14 protein-coding genes and 3 pseudogenes are annotated in these 14,718 nt (G+C 56.3%); 11 read left to right on the top strand and 6 right to left on the bottom strand.

Going from position 1 to position 14,718, the window contains the following annotated elements; genetic code table 11:
• Positions 1-196: 196 nt before the first annotated feature.
• On the bottom strand, positions 197-1,240 hold the full coding sequence (locus tag RBH10_RS15435) for a LacI family DNA-binding transcriptional regulator (protein WP_281036616.1): 1,044 nt from the start codon (positions 1,238-1,240) through the stop codon (positions 197-199).
• A 54-nt stretch (positions 1,241-1,294) separates the two neighbouring features.
• Entirely contained in the window at positions 1,295-2,410 is a 1,116-nt protein-coding gene (locus tag RBH10_RS15430; protein WP_281036617.1) for a serine hydrolase, read from the bottom strand.
• 201 nt (positions 2,411-2,611) lie between these two features.
• Here RBH10_RS15430 and RBH10_RS15425 point away from each other — a divergent pair, with 201 nt between their 5' ends.
• The 9 genes from RBH10_RS15425 to RBH10_RS15385 all read left to right on the top strand — a co-directional run bounded on the left by RBH10_RS15425 (position 2,612) and on the right by RBH10_RS15385 (position 9,394).
• On the top strand, positions 2,612-3,424 hold the full coding sequence (locus tag RBH10_RS15425; RefSeq protein WP_281036618.1) for an NAD(P)-dependent oxidoreductase: 813 nt from the start codon (positions 2,612-2,614) through the stop codon (positions 3,422-3,424).
• The gene (locus tag RBH10_RS15420) at positions 3,421-4,254 is read left to right on the top strand and encodes a sugar phosphate isomerase/epimerase (RefSeq protein ID WP_281036619.1); all 834 of its coding nucleotides are present in this window, start codon (positions 3,421-3,423) and stop codon (positions 4,252-4,254) included. The genes RBH10_RS15425 and RBH10_RS15420 overlap by 4 nt, the downstream gene beginning before the upstream one ends.
• A complete protein-coding gene (locus RBH10_RS15415) occupies positions 4,244-4,570 on the top strand; it encodes an NIPSNAP family protein (protein WP_281036620.1) in 327 nt (108 codons plus the stop codon). The genes RBH10_RS15420 and RBH10_RS15415 overlap by 11 nt, the downstream gene beginning before the upstream one ends.
• A gap of 37 nt (positions 4,571-4,607) precedes the next feature.
• The gene (locus RBH10_RS15410; protein ID WP_045016150.1) at positions 4,608-5,432 is read left to right on the top strand and encodes a transporter substrate-binding domain-containing protein; all 825 of its coding nucleotides are present in this window, start codon (positions 4,608-4,610) and stop codon (positions 5,430-5,432) included.
• A gap of 66 nt (positions 5,433-5,498) precedes the next feature.
• Positions 5,499-6,185 carry an amino acid ABC transporter permease gene (locus RBH10_RS15405; protein WP_281036621.1) on the top strand — a complete coding sequence of 229 codons (687 nt, stop codon included), beginning with the start codon at positions 5,499-5,501 and terminating at the stop codon, positions 6,183-6,185.
• Between the two features lie 6 nt (positions 6,186-6,191).
• Positions 6,192-6,905: an amino acid ABC transporter permease gene (locus RBH10_RS15400; RefSeq protein WP_281036622.1), complete on the top strand. Its 714-nt coding sequence runs from the start codon at positions 6,192-6,194 to the stop codon at positions 6,903-6,905.
• Positions 6,902-7,630 (top strand): amino acid ABC transporter ATP-binding protein, encoded by a 729-nt coding sequence (locus RBH10_RS15395; protein WP_281036623.1) that lies wholly within the window; start codon positions 6,902-6,904, stop codon positions 7,628-7,630. The genes RBH10_RS15400 and RBH10_RS15395 overlap by 4 nt, the downstream gene beginning before the upstream one ends.
• A 45-nt stretch (positions 7,631-7,675) precedes the next feature.
• Positions 7,676-8,641, top strand: coding sequence for an NAD(P)-dependent oxidoreductase (locus RBH10_RS15390; RefSeq protein ID WP_281036624.1), 966 nt, complete (start codon positions 7,676-7,678; stop codon positions 8,639-8,641).
• A gap of 6 nt (positions 8,642-8,647) precedes the next feature.
• Positions 8,648-9,394 (top strand): SDR family NAD(P)-dependent oxidoreductase, encoded by a 747-nt coding sequence (locus RBH10_RS15385; RefSeq protein WP_045016159.1) that lies wholly within the window; start codon positions 8,648-8,650, stop codon positions 9,392-9,394.
• Between the two features lie 54 nt (positions 9,395-9,448).
• Here RBH10_RS15385 and RBH10_RS15380 read toward each other — a convergent pair.
• Both RBH10_RS15380 and RBH10_RS15375 read right to left on the bottom strand, forming a co-directional pair.
• Positions 9,449-10,334: pseudogene (locus RBH10_RS15380) on the bottom strand (IS30 family transposase).
• A 372-nt stretch (positions 10,335-10,706) separates the two neighbouring features.
• A pseudogene (locus tag RBH10_RS15375) lies at positions 10,707-10,850 on the bottom strand (gfo/Idh/MocA family oxidoreductase); the annotation flags it as partial.
• Between the two features lie 484 nt (positions 10,851-11,334).
• Between RBH10_RS15375 and RBH10_RS15370 the strand changes: the two are divergent.
• Positions 11,335-12,228, top strand: coding sequence for a LysR substrate-binding domain-containing protein (locus tag RBH10_RS15370; RefSeq protein WP_281036625.1), 894 nt, complete (start codon positions 11,335-11,337; stop codon positions 12,226-12,228).
• A gap of 649 nt (positions 12,229-12,877) precedes the next feature.
• Here the strand turns inward: RBH10_RS15370 and RBH10_RS15365 are convergent.
• On the bottom strand, positions 12,878-13,423 hold the full coding sequence (locus RBH10_RS15365) for a hypothetical protein (RefSeq protein WP_281036626.1): 546 nt from the start codon (positions 13,421-13,423) through the stop codon (positions 12,878-12,880).
• 127 nt (positions 13,424-13,550) lie between these two features.
• Here RBH10_RS15365 and RBH10_RS15360 point away from each other — a divergent pair, with 127 nt between their 5' ends.
• Entirely contained in the window at positions 13,551-13,931 is a 381-nt protein-coding gene (locus tag RBH10_RS15360) for an RDD family protein (RefSeq protein WP_281036627.1), read from the top strand.
• Positions 13,932-13,943: 12 nt separating this feature from the next.
• On the opposite strand, the pseudogene RBH10_RS15355 reads toward RBH10_RS15360, so the two are convergent.
• Positions 13,944-14,711: pseudogene (locus tag RBH10_RS15355) on the bottom strand (class I SAM-dependent methyltransferase); the annotation flags it as partial.
• Between the last annotated feature and the right edge of the window lie 7 nt (positions 14,712-14,718).

The raw sequence follows: 14,718 nt of genomic DNA, 5'->3' as shown, positions 1-14,718 counted from the left end.
TTTTTCGGATTGTGAGCACGGAGTTACTCCGAGGCTCGTGTCATGCGCGCTCGATGGAGGCAAGGAGTGCCCAGCTCGAACCGGAACGGCAGCGACGCATTGGCGGTTTCGGTATCCGCAGTCGGATTGACCGAGGCATCGTCTCGTTTGATGTTGGCGAAAGGCTCCGCCCGACGCCGTCAAGGTGATTGAAAGCTCACGCTGGCTTCTGTGGTGTCTCTGCGCAGGATTGCCGCAGGATCACTTCTGTCGGCACGATGATCGAGCGCGCATCCTCGCCAATTTTTCCATCGATGCGGTGCAGTAGCAAATCGACCGATTGTTGTCCGAGAGCGGTCAAATCCCACCGGATTGTCGTAACCGGCGGCTCATGGGATTGCGCCACTTCGGTGTCTCCAAAGCTGACGACCGATATATCTTTCGGGATGCTCAGGCCGCGGGAACGGATGGCGCGCAATGCGCCGGAAAGTGCCTGACTACCGGGCGTCATGATGGCGGTCGGCGGCTCCGGGCTCATGAGGAGGGCAAGGGTTGCGGCGTAAGCTTCCGTGCTTGTGCGACACTCCGGACGAATGAGGCAGCCTGAAAAATCCAGCCCGGCTTCATTATAGGCCTGCTGCATGCCGGCAACCCGCTCAAGCCCCGGGCGCAGGTAACCCGCAGCGGTGAGCACACCGATACGACGATGCCCGAGACTGATAAGATAACGTGCGGCGGCATGCGTGCCACCGCGATGATCCACCGTGACGTTATCGATTTCTGCTGGCGCCTGACGATCCAGAATAACGACCGGCGCATCCAGAGCCTCAAGCGATTGGGCGAGATCGGGGTGGGTTTCTTCGCCAAAACAGATCACCGCACCATCGATGCGTTTTTCACGCAGCAGTGAAAGCAGCTCCTGCTCCCGTCGCGGATCTTCGCGGGTGCTGGCCATCAGCAGCGTATAACCGGCCTGCGCCAGCCTGGCTTCGGCACCAGCCACCACATGCACGTAGAGGAGATTGACAAAATCGCCCACAAAGAAACCGATCAGCCGGGTCGCTTCGAGTGATTTTGTCGGCGTGCGCCCGTGGGGCTGGTAATCAAGCTCTTTCACCGAGGCGAGGACACGCTTGCGCAGGGCATCGCTCACTCTGGCGCTACCGGCAACCACACGGGAAACGGTGCCAATGGAAACATTGGCATGTTTCGCCACGTCCTGAATTGTTGCCCGCTCCGGTCTGCCTGTCGTATCGTTCATGCGCGCCTTTCCAAGGGGTCGGTCAAACCTGTTCACCCGGTTCCCGGATGAAAATCAACCATCTTCCAGCGCGCTGGAGATACGCGCGAGAATATCGTCGCGCTGCGCGACATCGTACCAGCGCAGAACCACGACCAGATCCTTTGCCGAATCCGCGACCACGAGATTGGATATTCCCGAGCCCCATATCGCATCTGGTGAAAGACCGGGAATAGTACCACCCGCATTGGTCCACCACATCAAGCCGAAGGAGGGGTTGAGCAACGTGGGCACCGCGACCTGCTGAAACCATGCCTGCGGTAGAATGGTTTTGCCATTCCAGTCACCCTTGCGGGCATGAAGCAGCGCCAGACGGGCGAGATCGAAGGCAGATATGATCAGTCCTCCGCCCCAGTGGCCGCCACCCGCGACAACAGCGACCGTCTTTCCATCAATCTCGATGCTGGATGTGTCATATCCATGCCAGCGCCAATCGCTGGATGCGCCTATCGGATCCATTATTTCCCGACGAAAGACGTCTTCGAGATTTTCACGGAAAAGCAATGTCAGTGCGAAGGCCAGAACATTGACCCTGACGTCGTTGAACTCCCAGTAGCCACCCGGCTCGAATGTCGGTCTCGGTGTTCCCTTCTTCGGGGCATCGGCGCGCTTGGGCACAGCGCGGTTCCAGTCAATGCTGTCCGGGATACCCCAAAGCCTGCCGCGCCACTCGCTGGTCATGGTCAGAAGATGGCGCCACGTTACCGTGCCGTTCGGTGCTTCGGAAAAAGCTACGATATCGACCGATGCTGCGACTGTGTCGTCAAGCGATCGGATCAGGCCGCGAGACAGCGCCAGTCCGGTCAAAGCCGATAATGCACCCTTGGTAACACTGAAGGCCGTATCGGTGCGGCCCGGAGTTCCCCAATATGCAGCGATCTCGCCGTGGTGCAGGACGAGGCCTGTCGCCGGTCCACGCGGGGGTAAAGGCCCGGCCAGACGACCATGTTCGCCTTCCTCATATTCGATGAGGTTTTCGTCAAGCTTGAAGGATGCAATGTCCACCGGCAGATGCGTTTTCCATCCAGCCACGACATCGATGATCGGGCGAAGTCGGGGATCGGCAACGAATATTCCATTAGCCGGCGAACCGCCCTCCAAAGATTGCTGCAGAATGGTGGTGTCGGACATTGTTTGTCTCCCTTGGGCTTGCCTCCATTTGACGCCATTCCCGCACGGTACTGAAGGTACGGATGACGCTATATCTCGATCACTGGAAAAAAATTTTCCGAAATTTTCTGAAAAAATAAAACTTAATCTCTATAGAAATTGTCGAATTTTGTCATGCTTGAAAGGAGGAAAGATCTGTAATTCGCAGCTAAGGACATCACAGTGACGACAATCCTGATAACCGGGGCCAGCGGCGGCGTGGGCACACGCATGAGGCAATTGCTTCGCGGGCACTATGATCACATTCGGCTGACGGATATTCGGGAACCCGATAATCTCCAGCCCAATGAAAGCTTTGTTGCCGCCGACATATCGAATTTCGAGCAGGTGTCCCGTGCTGTCGAAGGTGTAGATGGCATTGTCCATTTCGGCGGTTTGCCGCTGGAATTTGCCTGGGATGATATGCTGCAGGCCAATATTGTCGGTACCTACAATATCCTTGAGGCCGCGCGCATTGCCGGTGTGAAGCGTTATGTTTTTGCTTCAAGCAATCAGGTCGTTGGTTTCTATCGCCGTGACCGGCGACTTGGCACAGACGCCGTTCTGCGCCCAAGTAGCCGCTACGGGGTCACCAAGGCTTTCGGTGAATCGCTTGCAGCGCTTTATGCCGACAAGCACGGTATCCGGTCTCTGTGCATTCGCATCGGGCGGGTGTGGGACAAGCCTGAAGATGTGCGTCGCCTGTCGATCTGGATCGCACCGGAGGATCTGGCGCAACTGGTGCGCATCGGCCTCGACCATCCCGATCTTCACTATGATATTGTCTATGGGGTCTCGGATAATGCCGCCAGCTGGTACGATAACCGTCGTGCAACGGAGCTTGGTTATCGACCTGCATTTCGTGCGGAGGATTTCCGCGAAGATGCGATTGCAGCTGAGGCGCTGAAAACGCTGGATCCGGTTGCCGACCATTTCATGGGCGCAAAACTTGCCGCGATCGATTTCGACGGCGATCTTGAGCGGGCAGGGCGATGATTTCGGTATCGCACCTCACCGCACTCGATGCGTCCCCTGAAGATTTTATCCGCCATGCGGCCGATGCCGGTTTCGATGGCGTGGGATTGCGGATCAACCCGCCAGCCCACACCCCCGACCAATGGCCGGTTGCGGGAGATATCAAGCGGGCAAAAGCGCTACGGCGCATTGCCGATGACCTCGGTATCGCGGTTCTGGAAGTAGAAACCTTCTCGATATGGCCCGATTTCGCGGCAGCAAAACTTTTGCCGGGGCTTGAGGCAGGAGCGGAACTCGGGGCGAGTTTTGTGCTGTCCGCCGGCATTGATGAGGATCAGCCTCGTCTTATCGAAAATTATGGCCAGCTATGCGATGCCGCCGCCGGGTTCGGCCTTACTGTTGGTCTGGAATTCATGCCGTTTCGGCCTATGGCGACGTTGGACCATACCTTGCGGACAATCGAGGCGGTCAATCGTCCAAACGCAAAGCTTCTGATCGATACGCTGCACCTCGACCGTTCCGGCAGTACCGTTGGCGATATCACAGGGCGGGTTCTCGATCAGCTCGGTTATGTCCATCTATGCGATGCCATCGCCGAACGGCCGTCACCGGAGAAATTTGCCGAAGAGGCGCGTAATGCCCGTTTTTACCCCGGGGAAGGGGCGTTGCAGCTCGCCGATCTGGTGAAGGTGTTGCCGCACGAAACCGCTTACAGCGTCGAGGCTCCCAATCCCCGTTACGCGCATCTGCCACCTGCCGAACGTATCCGGATTGCCGGCGAGAAAACCCGAGCCTTTTTCAACAACATCCGTGCGCAAGCGCCGGAAGAAAGAACAAGCCATGCTCTTTGAACTGCGTACCTATACGGCCGTGCCGGGTCGTCTTCCCGATCTTCTCAAGCGCTTTGAGACCATCACGCTTGGCATATGGGAACGCTTCGGCATTCGCCAGGTGGGTTTCTGGACGGTGCAGATCGGCGAGTCGAACGTGCGGCTCTATTACATGCTGCAATGGGAATCGCTGGCCGAACACGAACGCATCTGGAACGGCTTTATGGCCGACCCCGAGTGGCTGGCCCGCCGTGCCGAAACGGAAAAGAACGGCCCGCTCGTCGCCTCCGTGGTTAACGCCATTCTGGAACCGACCGCTTTCTCCGCATTGAAATAAAACCCTTTCACAAAACATATTCACCGAAGGAAATGCCATGACGTTTTCGAAAATTTCACTCATTGCTGCCGGTATTATCGGTCTTTCCGGCCTTTCTGCACAGGCTGACGAACTTGCGGATATCAAGGCTCGCGGAACGCTGGTCTGCGGTGTTATCGGCATCAGCGAGCCTTATGGCTACGTCAATCCCAAAACCCAGGAGGTTGAGGGCTATGAGGTCGATCTCTGCAAGAAGCTGGCTGAAAAGCTGGGCGTGAAGGCCGAACCCAAGGTCACTTCTTCCGAAGCGCGACTGCCCGAACTGCTACAGAGCCGCATCGATATCCTTGCTGCCCTGATTACTTACAGCGAAGAGCGCGCCAAGCAAATCGACTATAGCAACTCCTATCTGGTTGAGCCTTTCCGATATCTGGTACGCACGGATTCGGGCGTGAAGAATTTCAGCCAGCTTGAAACGGCCCGTATCGCCAATGTGAAGGGTTCGCTGCTGGAAAAAGTCACCAAACAGCGTTTCCCCGGTGCGACCAATATTTCGTTCGAAGACCAGTCCTCTGCCTTTCTCGCCTTGCAGCAGGGCAAGGCAGTGGCGCTTGCCGGCCGCGAGACGACGCTCAAGGCGCTTCAGAACCGCGCAGGTGACACTGCCGCCGCGACCGAATTTGTGGAAGAGCCGTTGCTTGTCCAGCGCACGGGTTTTGCCCTGCGCAAGGGCGAGGAAGGCCTGCTGAAAGAAGTCAACGCATTCCTCGCAGAACTGGAAGCCTCCGGTGAAGCGCAGAAGCTGTTCGACAAGTGGATCGGCAAGGACTCGGCCTTCAAGCTGACCCGTAGTTTCAAGGTTGGCGATCCGATCACCAACTGAAACGAACCATGATGCCCGGCCTGTCCGGGTCGGGCATCGACACATGACGAAAGCGATACGGGCATCATGGATTTCAGGACCATTCTGACAGGCGAATACGGCGAGTTCCTATTGGAGGGTGTGCGCCTGACGCTCATGCTGTTTGTGTCGAGCTGGGTGCTGTCGATATCGGTGGCGCTGCTGCTGACGTGGATCGGTAATCTCCAGCTGAAATCCGCCCGTTTTCTGGTTCTGGCCTATGTCGAATATCACCGCAATGTGCCGTTGCTGGTGCAGCTGTTCATCTGGTATTTCGCCATACCGCAGCTTTTTCCCGCAAAGCTCAATCTGCTGATCAACAGTTACAATGCCGAATTCTTCTATGCGCTAATCGCCATCGGTCTTTGTAATGCCGCCTATGTCTCGGAGGACTTGCGAAGTGGCCTCAGGGCTATTCCCAAGGTGCAATACGAGGCGGCGCGGGCCGCAGGCTTTTCCTATAGCGGATCGCTGATCTGGATTATCCTGCCGCAGGCGTGGCGGCTGGCGTTGCCGCCACTGGTCAACCAGTCACTCGTCCTGTTCAAATCGACGAGCCTTGCGGCCGTGATCGGCGTTGGTGAACTCAGCTATCAGGCCCGGCTGATCGAGAGCCAGAGCTTCCTGATCTTCGAAACGTTCACGGTGATCACTATCGCCTATCTGGCGGGAAGTATTCCGCTCATGCTGCTGGGTCGTCATCTCGGCAAAAGCAGCCGGTTTCAGGAGCGCTGATCCCTCATGATGGATATTCTCTCTGATTACGGACTGTTCCTGCTTCTTGGCGATTACAGCCGCGGCATCATCGGTGGCCTTGCGCTGACAATCCTGATTGCTGCGGTCACTCTCGCGCTGACATTTCCGTTTGCACTTGGCGTTGCCCTGATGCGCACCAGCGGCAACAAATGGCTATCGCGCGCTGCCGCCTGCTTCGTTTACGGCATGCGTGGCATTCCTCTCCTTATGCTGATCCTGTGGATTTACTTCTTTCTGCCTGTTGTGGTCGGCGATATCCTCAACCCATTCTGGACAATCGTTGTCGCTCTCGTGATTTTTCAGACGGCTTATCTCTCGGAGGTTTTTCGCGCCGGGATCGAGGCGATCCATCCGGGGCAGGGCGAGGCGGGTCTGGCATTGGGATTGCGGCGACCGGTCATTCTCATGAAGATCATTCTGCCGCAAGCGCTGGTCAATGTCATTCCGGGTATCATCAGCCAGTTTACGATGATCATCAAGGAAACCTCGCTCGGTTACGTCATCGCACTCAACGAGCTGACGTTTTCGGCGGCGCAGGTAAGCAGCACCCTGATGACGCGGCCAATGGAGGTCTACATCATTCTGGCGACCATCTACTTCATCGTATGTTTTGCAATGTCGTCCTGCGCACGGTTTCTCGAACACCGCATTGCTGCGAGACGAAGTGGCGGCCAGACGGTCGCGAGGGCAGCGGCATGATCGAGTTTCAGTCTGTCACGAAAAGCTTCGGCCAGTTCAGGGCGCTGGACGGGGTTTCCGGCATCATCGGGCGAGGTGAGGTGGTGACGATTTGCGGCCCGTCCGGATCCGGAAAATCGACGCTCGTTCGCACGATAAACCGGCTGGAGGAGATCGATACCGGTCTCATTCTGGTCGGTGGCGAAGATGTCGCCGCAAAGACCGTCGATATCGATGTGCTGCGGCGGCACATCGGTTTTGTTTTCCAGCAATACAATCTTTTTCCGCATCTGAGTGCACGCGACAATGTCGTGGTGCTGTTGCGCCGTATTCAGGGGCTTTCCCGCCGTGATGCCGAGGAAAAGGCAATGCAGCATCTGGCGCGCCTTGGGCTGGAAAGTTTTGCCGATCGAATGCCCGCAAAACTTTCCGGCGGACAGCAGCAGCGCGTCGCGATAGCACGGGCACTTTGCATGAACCCCGAAATTCTGCTTCTCGACGAACCGACAAGTGCGCTCGACGCCGAAATGTCGGGCGAGGTGCTGCAACTGCTGCGGTCACTTGCAGGCAGCGGCATTACCATCGTCTGTGTGACGCATGAGATGCGTTTTGCCAGGGACGCGGCCGATGCCGTGTGGTTCATGGCCGATGGAAAGCTGTTACAGGCTGCAAGCCCGCGCGAGTTCTTTGGCGGCCATGCGCATCCTCGCGCAAAAGCGTTTCTTCAATCCGTTTTGCAATCCTGAGAGCCGGCCTGACGCCAACTTCTTCAGGCAGGTGGAGATATTCCCATGAGTTATTTTCCGGACGGTCGCAGGCCGATTATCGCCATTCACATGAGCGACATTCAGGCGGAAAGGCTGCGCAGGCATTCATCGCAGCCGGTGGTGATCGAATATTCGAAGTCGACCGAGCCGTGGAATGTGCCGCCGGAGGCGGATTTCCTGGTCACATTCATGCGCGGCTGGGCAAAGGCCCCACGGACTGCGCCGCCGGGCTGGCCGCATGGGCTGAAATGGATTCAGGCGGGCTCGGCTGGACTTGATGCTTTCCCGAAGTGGTTTTTCGAGGGGGTTCCGGTGTCAAACGGGCGCGGTATCCAGGCCATCGGTATCGCCGAATATGTGCTGACCGCAATTCTTCTGCACGAAAAACGTCTCGACCAAACGATTGCCCGCTCTCCTGCCGACTGGCGCGAACACCCTCTGGGCGGCCTTGCAGGAAAAACGGTTGGTATTCTCGGCTTTGGTGCGATCGGCAGCGCTGTTGCACAGCGCGCCTTGGCATTCGGAACACGCGTACTCGCCTATCGCCGCTCGGCGCAGCCAGCCGATATGGCAGGTGTCGAACTGGCGCGGACGCTGGAGCAACTGGCGGCGGAAAGCGACCATCTGGTCGTTGCATTACCGCTGACACCCGACACGAAGCACATAATCGACAGCGGTTTTCTGGCGCATAGCAAGCCGGGACAGCATTTGATCAACGTGTCGCGTGGTGCGCATGTCGACCAGCAGGCGCTTCTGGCTGCACTGGACAAAGACACATCAAGAGCGGCCACGCTGGATGTGACGGACCCCGAACCATTGCCGGAGGGGCACCCCATCTACAGTCATCCCGGTATTCGCCTCACACCCCATACATCTGGCCAGACCGAGCGTTTCGAAGATCTGCTGACCGCAAAAATTTTCGCCAATCTCGACCGGTTTCTGGCCGGCCAACCGTTGATCGATCAGGTCGATCCGCAGAAGGGTTATTAAAATACCATGACAAACCGGATCGATCTCGAAGGGCGTTTTGCGGTTATCACTGGCGGGGCAAGCGGAATCGGTCTTGAAACCGCACGCCGTTTTGCGGCTTCGGGCGCTCATGTGGCGCTGTGGGACCTGAACGAGAAAGATGGCCGGCAACTATGTGCGGAAAACCCGGATTTTTCGTTCTATAAGGTCGATGTCAATGACGAGCATTCGGTCGACTCTGCCGCTGCCGCAACTGCGGAAGCGTTCGGCCGTATCGATATCCTCGTCAATTCGGCGGGCATCGGCAATTTTCGCCACACTGTCGCGGGTTATCCCGTCGACGCCTGGCGGCGGATCATCGACATCAATCTGACTGGCACTTTTATGTGCTGCCGCTCAATTGTTCCCTTCATGCAAGTCAACAATTACGGGCGGATTATCAACATATCCTCCATTGCCGGAAAAGAGGGACCACAATTCGCAGCGGCTTATTCCGCCGCCAAGGCTGGCGTGATTGCGTTGACGAAATCTCTTGCCAAGGAACTGCTGGAAACCGAAATCCGGGTGAACACCATCACTCCGGCGGCCGTCGAAACCGCTCTCTTCGCGCAGATGAGCGAGGAGTCACAAAATGCGTCCAGAAGCCGCATTCCACTCGGGCGCCTCGGCCAGCCACAGGAGGTCGCGGCAATGATCGCCTGGCTGGCATCGGAGGAATGCTCGTTTTCTACCGGCGCTGTCTTTGATCTTTCGGGTGGCAAGGCGACATATTGATTTTTTTGGAGAATCTTCCCCAAGTGCATCATGCCTGTTTTACAGGGTAGGGGATCAGGCCTCCTCCTGCAAATGGGCCTTGAAGGCTTCGGCCGGGGTTCTATAGTTCAGGCACTTTCTCGGCTGGTCGTTGAGAATGTGTGTGAGCTGGTTAAGCGTCGCCTGCCGTACCGCGATCAAAGGTGAAGCTCTGACGCGCGAAGGCGGGCAGGGAAGAGAATGCACGAATGATTTTGTCCATGATCGGACGCGAGTGCCGGCTCGGGTTCTTGATCAGAACGGTATAGCGGCTTTTGCGCTCAACGAGTGATGTGGCATTGGCATGGCCAAACGGACGCTCCAATATGATGAGGTCGCCCTCCCAATGACCAAACTGCGATCTGTTTCCAATGAAATCAGGCCTTTGGCCGATACGATGGCTTGCTGGAAAAACACCATCGCGCGGTTTTCTGGAGCGGAGAGGACGACGCTTGCGGCGCGCTTCCGGCAGATATTGATAGAGGCCGAGCGCATAATCTTCCTTGCTGTAAATGAACCGGTAGATCGTTTCGGCGGACACGCGAACAGGGCTTATTCCCTCCGACAGCAGACGCCCGGCGATCTGCTCGGGAGACCATCGAGCCTTGAGTTGACGGATGACGTCGGCTCGCAGATCCGGATGGCGTCGCAGCTTGCGCAAGCGTCTTCGTCGCTCGCGGGTCAGTTGATCAGCGATCGTCCCGAAGTAACCGGTGTACTGGGGAAGCTCACGGTCATGGAAGGTGTTGCGACGGATTTCGCGATAGATGGTTGAACGATGACGTCCCAGCCGCCGGGCCATCTCATTGATCGCGACTTTCTGATCAACGAGACGGTGAAGAAGACGACGATCGGCGAGTGAAATCATTGGCATGTCGCACTTGGAATTAGAATGTACCCCGCCACAAAACAACAATCGCATAAGATAGATTATGGAACCTGATGATCATTTCAGCTGTGTTGCATTCCGTGCCACAATGGCATTTTACGCCGTAATGACGTTTCGCGGTTAAATGTCATTATGACTGTTTCTTTTTTCAAACCTCCTGAGATGGTCCGTGCGCGGTTCCGGGAGATAGTCAATGCGTCCTTTCACTTGAAACGAAACATGCCGCTCAATCTCAGTTCTACATCGTTGCCTGATAGGATTCCTGGCTCATCTCCGAAACGAAGCCGCCGTCAGTCAGGTTGATAAGTCTTCGACATGGACATCGGCCGTGAGCTTCGCAACAGACATGCTGCGATATGCTGGGAACGCTTCGGGTGTTCGCGCGTCTGAGATCACGGTGCAGGGCTCACCCGTCGAGGACAATGCGCCCGCGACGAGCTCGAAACGATCGTCCAGCCGGGCGGCCATGCGGTGCACCGATGAAGGCGCACCCTCGCCTACCATGCCGCGCCGGTTTCGTGGTTGGCGGGTCTCACTTTCCGATGCCATATTGCTACTGAAAAATCGTTCAAACGGACGCCCTAAGTAGGTGGTTTCCACTGCTCCATTTGACTAAGAATTGATTGTTGCTCTTCGCCAATCGAGCGCTACGCGGAACCGCGTAGCGTCAGGGTATGTGGGAAAAAGCTGTGGCGATATGAGCGCCGACCGCTTTCGATCGACTTGCTGGTTATATTGTCGGCATCCAGCGAGGAATTTTGCCATGCCGAGAGTTGCAGGCTCTTGAATCCCACTTCGTGTGCAAATTGTGCCGTGTCTTCCGTATACTCGGCATAGAACCCAATCCGCATTTTTCTTTCCTTTCCGGTTGCGCATCCACTCAGGACGGCGGATTTGAAGAGGCTAGTCCCGGAGAGAAGGTCTGGTAACGTGCAAAATTCCTTGATTAGTGTGCAAAAAATGCTCACATGTTTTGATCGGGTTTGGGGTAGACTTTGTCGAAGTATACAGGCTCGTCGGACGCGGTGATACAATGACCCGTAATATACCTCCTCTGACTGCATTGAAGGCGTTCGAAGCAGCCGCACGCTTGGGCAGTCTGAACTCCGCGGCAGAAGAGCTGCAAATCCACCGAACGGTCGTCGGAAGACACATCCGCAACCTCGAGAGTTGGCTTGCCGTGAAACTGACAAGCAACTCGCACGCGGAAACCTTGCTAACGGTGGAGGGACGCCATTATCTGGAAAGGATCTCAGTTGCTCTTAGCGACATCGAGCGCGCCACTGAAGCGCTCCGCCCATCGGATATGCCTGAAATAAGAGTATGGTGTGGACCCGGGCTCAATAATCTCTGGCTCATGCCCCGGCTATATGAAAGCCGTGATAAATTCACCATGCGGTGCGTATTGCTGAGAACGATTGAGCTTCCAGATTTTCGCCGGTTCGATGCCGATGTCGCTATTCATTTCGGACGCGGTTACATGCCTGGCAGCAAAGCGGAGGAATTGGCTAGGCCGCGCATTCTTGCGGTGGCCTGTCCGGAATTTGTAGCGAAAGCTGGGCCGCTCAACTCTCCTGCCGATCTTCTTAATGTCCCTCTTCTGCATGAACAGTCCTCAGAATGGTGGACGAAGTGGTTCCAGGCGAACGGTATCCACGGGACGCCCAAGCTGCAGGGTGACCGCCTAGGCCATTCACACGTCGCGATTGAGGCTGCGGCACTCGGTCAAGGTGTGGCTCTTGCGAACGAAATCATGGCTCAATCCGGCCTTAGAAGCGGCCGACTTGTAGAAGTCGTGCCTACAAACACACATTTCGGATCGTATTATTTTTACGCGGCAAAGGACAGATGGTGGCAGCCGACGATTAGTTGGTTTCGCGACTGGCTCGCAACAGAAATGCAATCGACATTGTCGGGTAGGCGATGATGTTCGAAGTAAACCGAGCTTGAGCTGCTGGCCAATACAATTCGATGGGTTAAGGTCAGGCAATGGAATATCCGCCACCTCCTCGGCGTGGATCACGGTCATGCCGCTGTCGTAGGAGAATTCCCAGAGATACTCCGCCCCTCCCCGGATACGGAATCGAAACGCGAACGCCCGGACGTGAGCCACTTTGTCGACTGGCTCGTCGCAGAAGCCGGGAAAGCCACCGATTTTAGCAAGCGGCGCGTATTCTTGCCCTAAATCGGCGCTTTTCGAGAAGTGCCCCCGATCGTCTTAGTGCGGGCCAACGCATCCGCGAGATCGTTCCCTGAGATAAAGCAACAGGCGCGGCTCTCATGGCATGCAACAAATAGACTACGTGTTGCGACTGACGTCCTGCGAAAAGCAACAAATGAGCTCAGAGCCGCTATGCAACACCATATTTTAACTTGGTATGTTGAGAGCCTTGGTAGCAGAACGCATTCGGCCTACTCACTCACCCAGCTACAGGACCGAAACTGCACTCTTTGGAACTAAATGATCGATTGACTGACGCGTTTTCGCGCTACATCGACGCGCAACGCGTCCTTTCACCTGCAACGAAACATACCACTCAATCTCGGTTCGATATCGTAGCCGCTGGCCACAGAGACTATTCACCGGGCAACTTCACATTCATATCGTAGGAGCAGCCGATCAGCGTTTTGCCCGGGTGGCTGCTGACGGTCGAAATATTGCGTGTGATACGCGTGGTGATGGTCCAGCCGGTTTCCTGATCCTTTTCGGCCTTGTTTGTCAGCTCGCGCTCTCCAAGAAATTTGCTCGATCCTGGAAAGCTGTTCGGAATCTTTTCCTGACGCGCTAATTCGGTGGGATCGGCAACATCGAGAACCGCAAGCACGGCATTGGCGCTGAACACGATGGTACTGGTTTTATGGCCGGCAATTTCAATCGGAGACGGAAGCCGATATTGCGACAGGAGTAGGTTGTTGGATTCCTGTTTCTTCCAGCCTCTTTTTTTGAAGCCGCCATCCTCGTCACTCAGGGTTACGGAAAACCCCATATACTGGGGCGCGTCGAGTTTGCAGTTGATGGCATCAACGATATTTACGGCGTCCGGATCATACTCTTTTTCGGCTTGAGCCAGAGCCGTGGTCAGTATCAGGAATAGTCCCGTGAGCGACATGCGCGCTATCATTTTTCAATCTCCATGCTTTGAACCCACCCTGCACATTTTGAGATCAGCCGACAGCTATTTCAGCGATTTGATTAATGCGGGATCATCGGTAGTCTGTATCGGTGTTTTCGCTGTCCAAGGATGAGTCATGATTTTCAAGCGCATCATCGCAGGCATAGTCGATCTCATCCTGCTCTTCGGCGTGGCGTTTGCGCCGACATTGATCGCAGCAGAATGGCTGCCGCAATATATGGATGCTCCGGCGGGACAACCGCCGACGCCGCTTATGGGCATCACACTTTTATGGCTGGCATTGGTGTTGTTTTGTTATTTTCCAGCCTTTGAGAGCAGCGCATTGATGGCCACTCCCGGAAAACTTCTCATGCAGTTGAAAGTCGTCCGGCGCACTGGCGAAAGGCTGACTTATACACAGGCGCTGTACCGCATGGTGTTTGGTCCGCTCGCAATATGGTTCCTGCCCTGGTATCGCGACCAATATTCGGGAGGGGCCATAGTAAAGGACCGATGACCTCGTGAGGCGTCGGCGGCAGGTCAGGATGAAACGTCGGTAGACGAAGGTTCGCAGCCTGTTGCGCAGGTTAGTATTTTTCCGCTGTGCTCTGGCGATTGGGTCATGTGAGTGCAGTTCAATCGCGGTAAATCCGGCGGCGATCAGGAGCGGCGTCAGCATCTCGGGCCGCAACCCCTGCCCGAACGGAAGCGCCTTCATGATTGCGGCATGGTGGCTGCTCTGGGCACCGTCATAGTTCCTGTCGGGCCCCACCAGGCGATCGATGAGCCGGATCAACAGGCTTGCAACACGTCCTGCCGGTTTTGGCGTTGCCCAGTCGCCATCGAAAAACAGAAGGCTGCCGCCGGGACGGAGCAGCCTGAACCACTCGCGGAAAGTCGCCTCGGGCTCAGTCAACGTCCAGACCAGATGCCTGCAAATGATCGCATCATAGGATTGGTCCGGTTCCATGGTGTTTTCGGCATCCGCCATGATGAAACGCAGCCTTGGTTTCCCGGCATGTTTGGCCCGCGCGACGGATAACATCGCCTCCGAAAAATCGAGGGCCGTGACGTCGTGGCCGAGATCGTGAATGAGCCGCGTCACCTCGCCGGTGCCACAGGCCAGCTCAAGGATGCGTTTTGGCTCAGTGCCCACCAGATCCCGGATCGGTTTCTGCCATGCATTTGCCTCCGGGCCGGCTGCGATCTTATGTCCAAAAGCCAGATCGAAAGTCTCGGATCTTTTCGACCAATAATCGCGGATTTCCTCCTTGAGATCGAAATTGCCGCCATCCATCGGTTAG

Origin of the sequence: Rhizobium sp. AN73, from assembly GCF_030757975.1 — a bacterium.
GTDB classification, from domain to species: domain Bacteria; phylum Pseudomonadota; class Alphaproteobacteria; order Rhizobiales; family Rhizobiaceae; genus Agrobacterium; species Agrobacterium arsenijevicii.
Note: the sequence above shows the minus strand (reverse complement) of the source record. Positions and strands in the feature narration are given on the sequence as shown.

Bases quoted from the DNA above. Each gene is read 5' to 3' on its own strand.
- RBH10_RS15360 (WP_281036627.1), top strand. From the start codon at position 13,551: ATGATTTTCAAGCGCATCATCGCAGGCATAGTCGATCTCATCCTGCTC.
- RBH10_RS15405 (WP_281036621.1), top strand. From the start codon at position 5,499: ATGGATTTCAGGACCATTCTGACAGGCGAATACGGCGAGTTCCTATTG.
- RBH10_RS15415 (WP_281036620.1), top strand. From the start codon at position 4,244: ATGCTCTTTGAACTGCGTACCTATACGGCCGTGCCGGGTCGTCTTCCC.
- RBH10_RS15400 (WP_281036622.1), top strand. From the start codon at position 6,192: ATGATGGATATTCTCTCTGATTACGGACTGTTCCTGCTTCTTGGCGAT.
- RBH10_RS15385 (WP_045016159.1), top strand. From the start codon at position 8,648: ATGACAAACCGGATCGATCTCGAAGGGCGTTTTGCGGTTATCACTGGC.
- RBH10_RS15420 (WP_281036619.1), top strand. From the start codon at position 3,421: ATGATTTCGGTATCGCACCTCACCGCACTCGATGCGTCCCCTGAAGAT.
- RBH10_RS15395 (WP_281036623.1), top strand. From the start codon at position 6,902: ATGATCGAGTTTCAGTCTGTCACGAAAAGCTTCGGCCAGTTCAGGGCG.
- RBH10_RS15370 (WP_281036625.1), top strand. From the start codon at position 11,335: ATGACCCGTAATATACCTCCTCTGACTGCATTGAAGGCGTTCGAAGCA.
- RBH10_RS15365 (WP_281036626.1), bottom strand. From the start codon at position 13,423: ATGATAGCGCGCATGTCGCTCACGGGACTATTCCTGATACTGACCACG.
- RBH10_RS15390 (WP_281036624.1), top strand. From the start codon at position 7,676: ATGAGTTATTTTCCGGACGGTCGCAGGCCGATTATCGCCATTCACATG.
- RBH10_RS15430 (WP_281036617.1), bottom strand. From the start codon at position 2,410: ATGTCCGACACCACCATTCTGCAGCAATCTTTGGAGGGCGGTTCGCCG.
- RBH10_RS15435 (WP_281036616.1), bottom strand. From the start codon at position 1,240: ATGAACGATACGACAGGCAGACCGGAGCGGGCAACAATTCAGGACGTG.
- RBH10_RS15410 (WP_045016150.1), top strand. From the start codon at position 4,608: ATGACGTTTTCGAAAATTTCACTCATTGCTGCCGGTATTATCGGTCTT.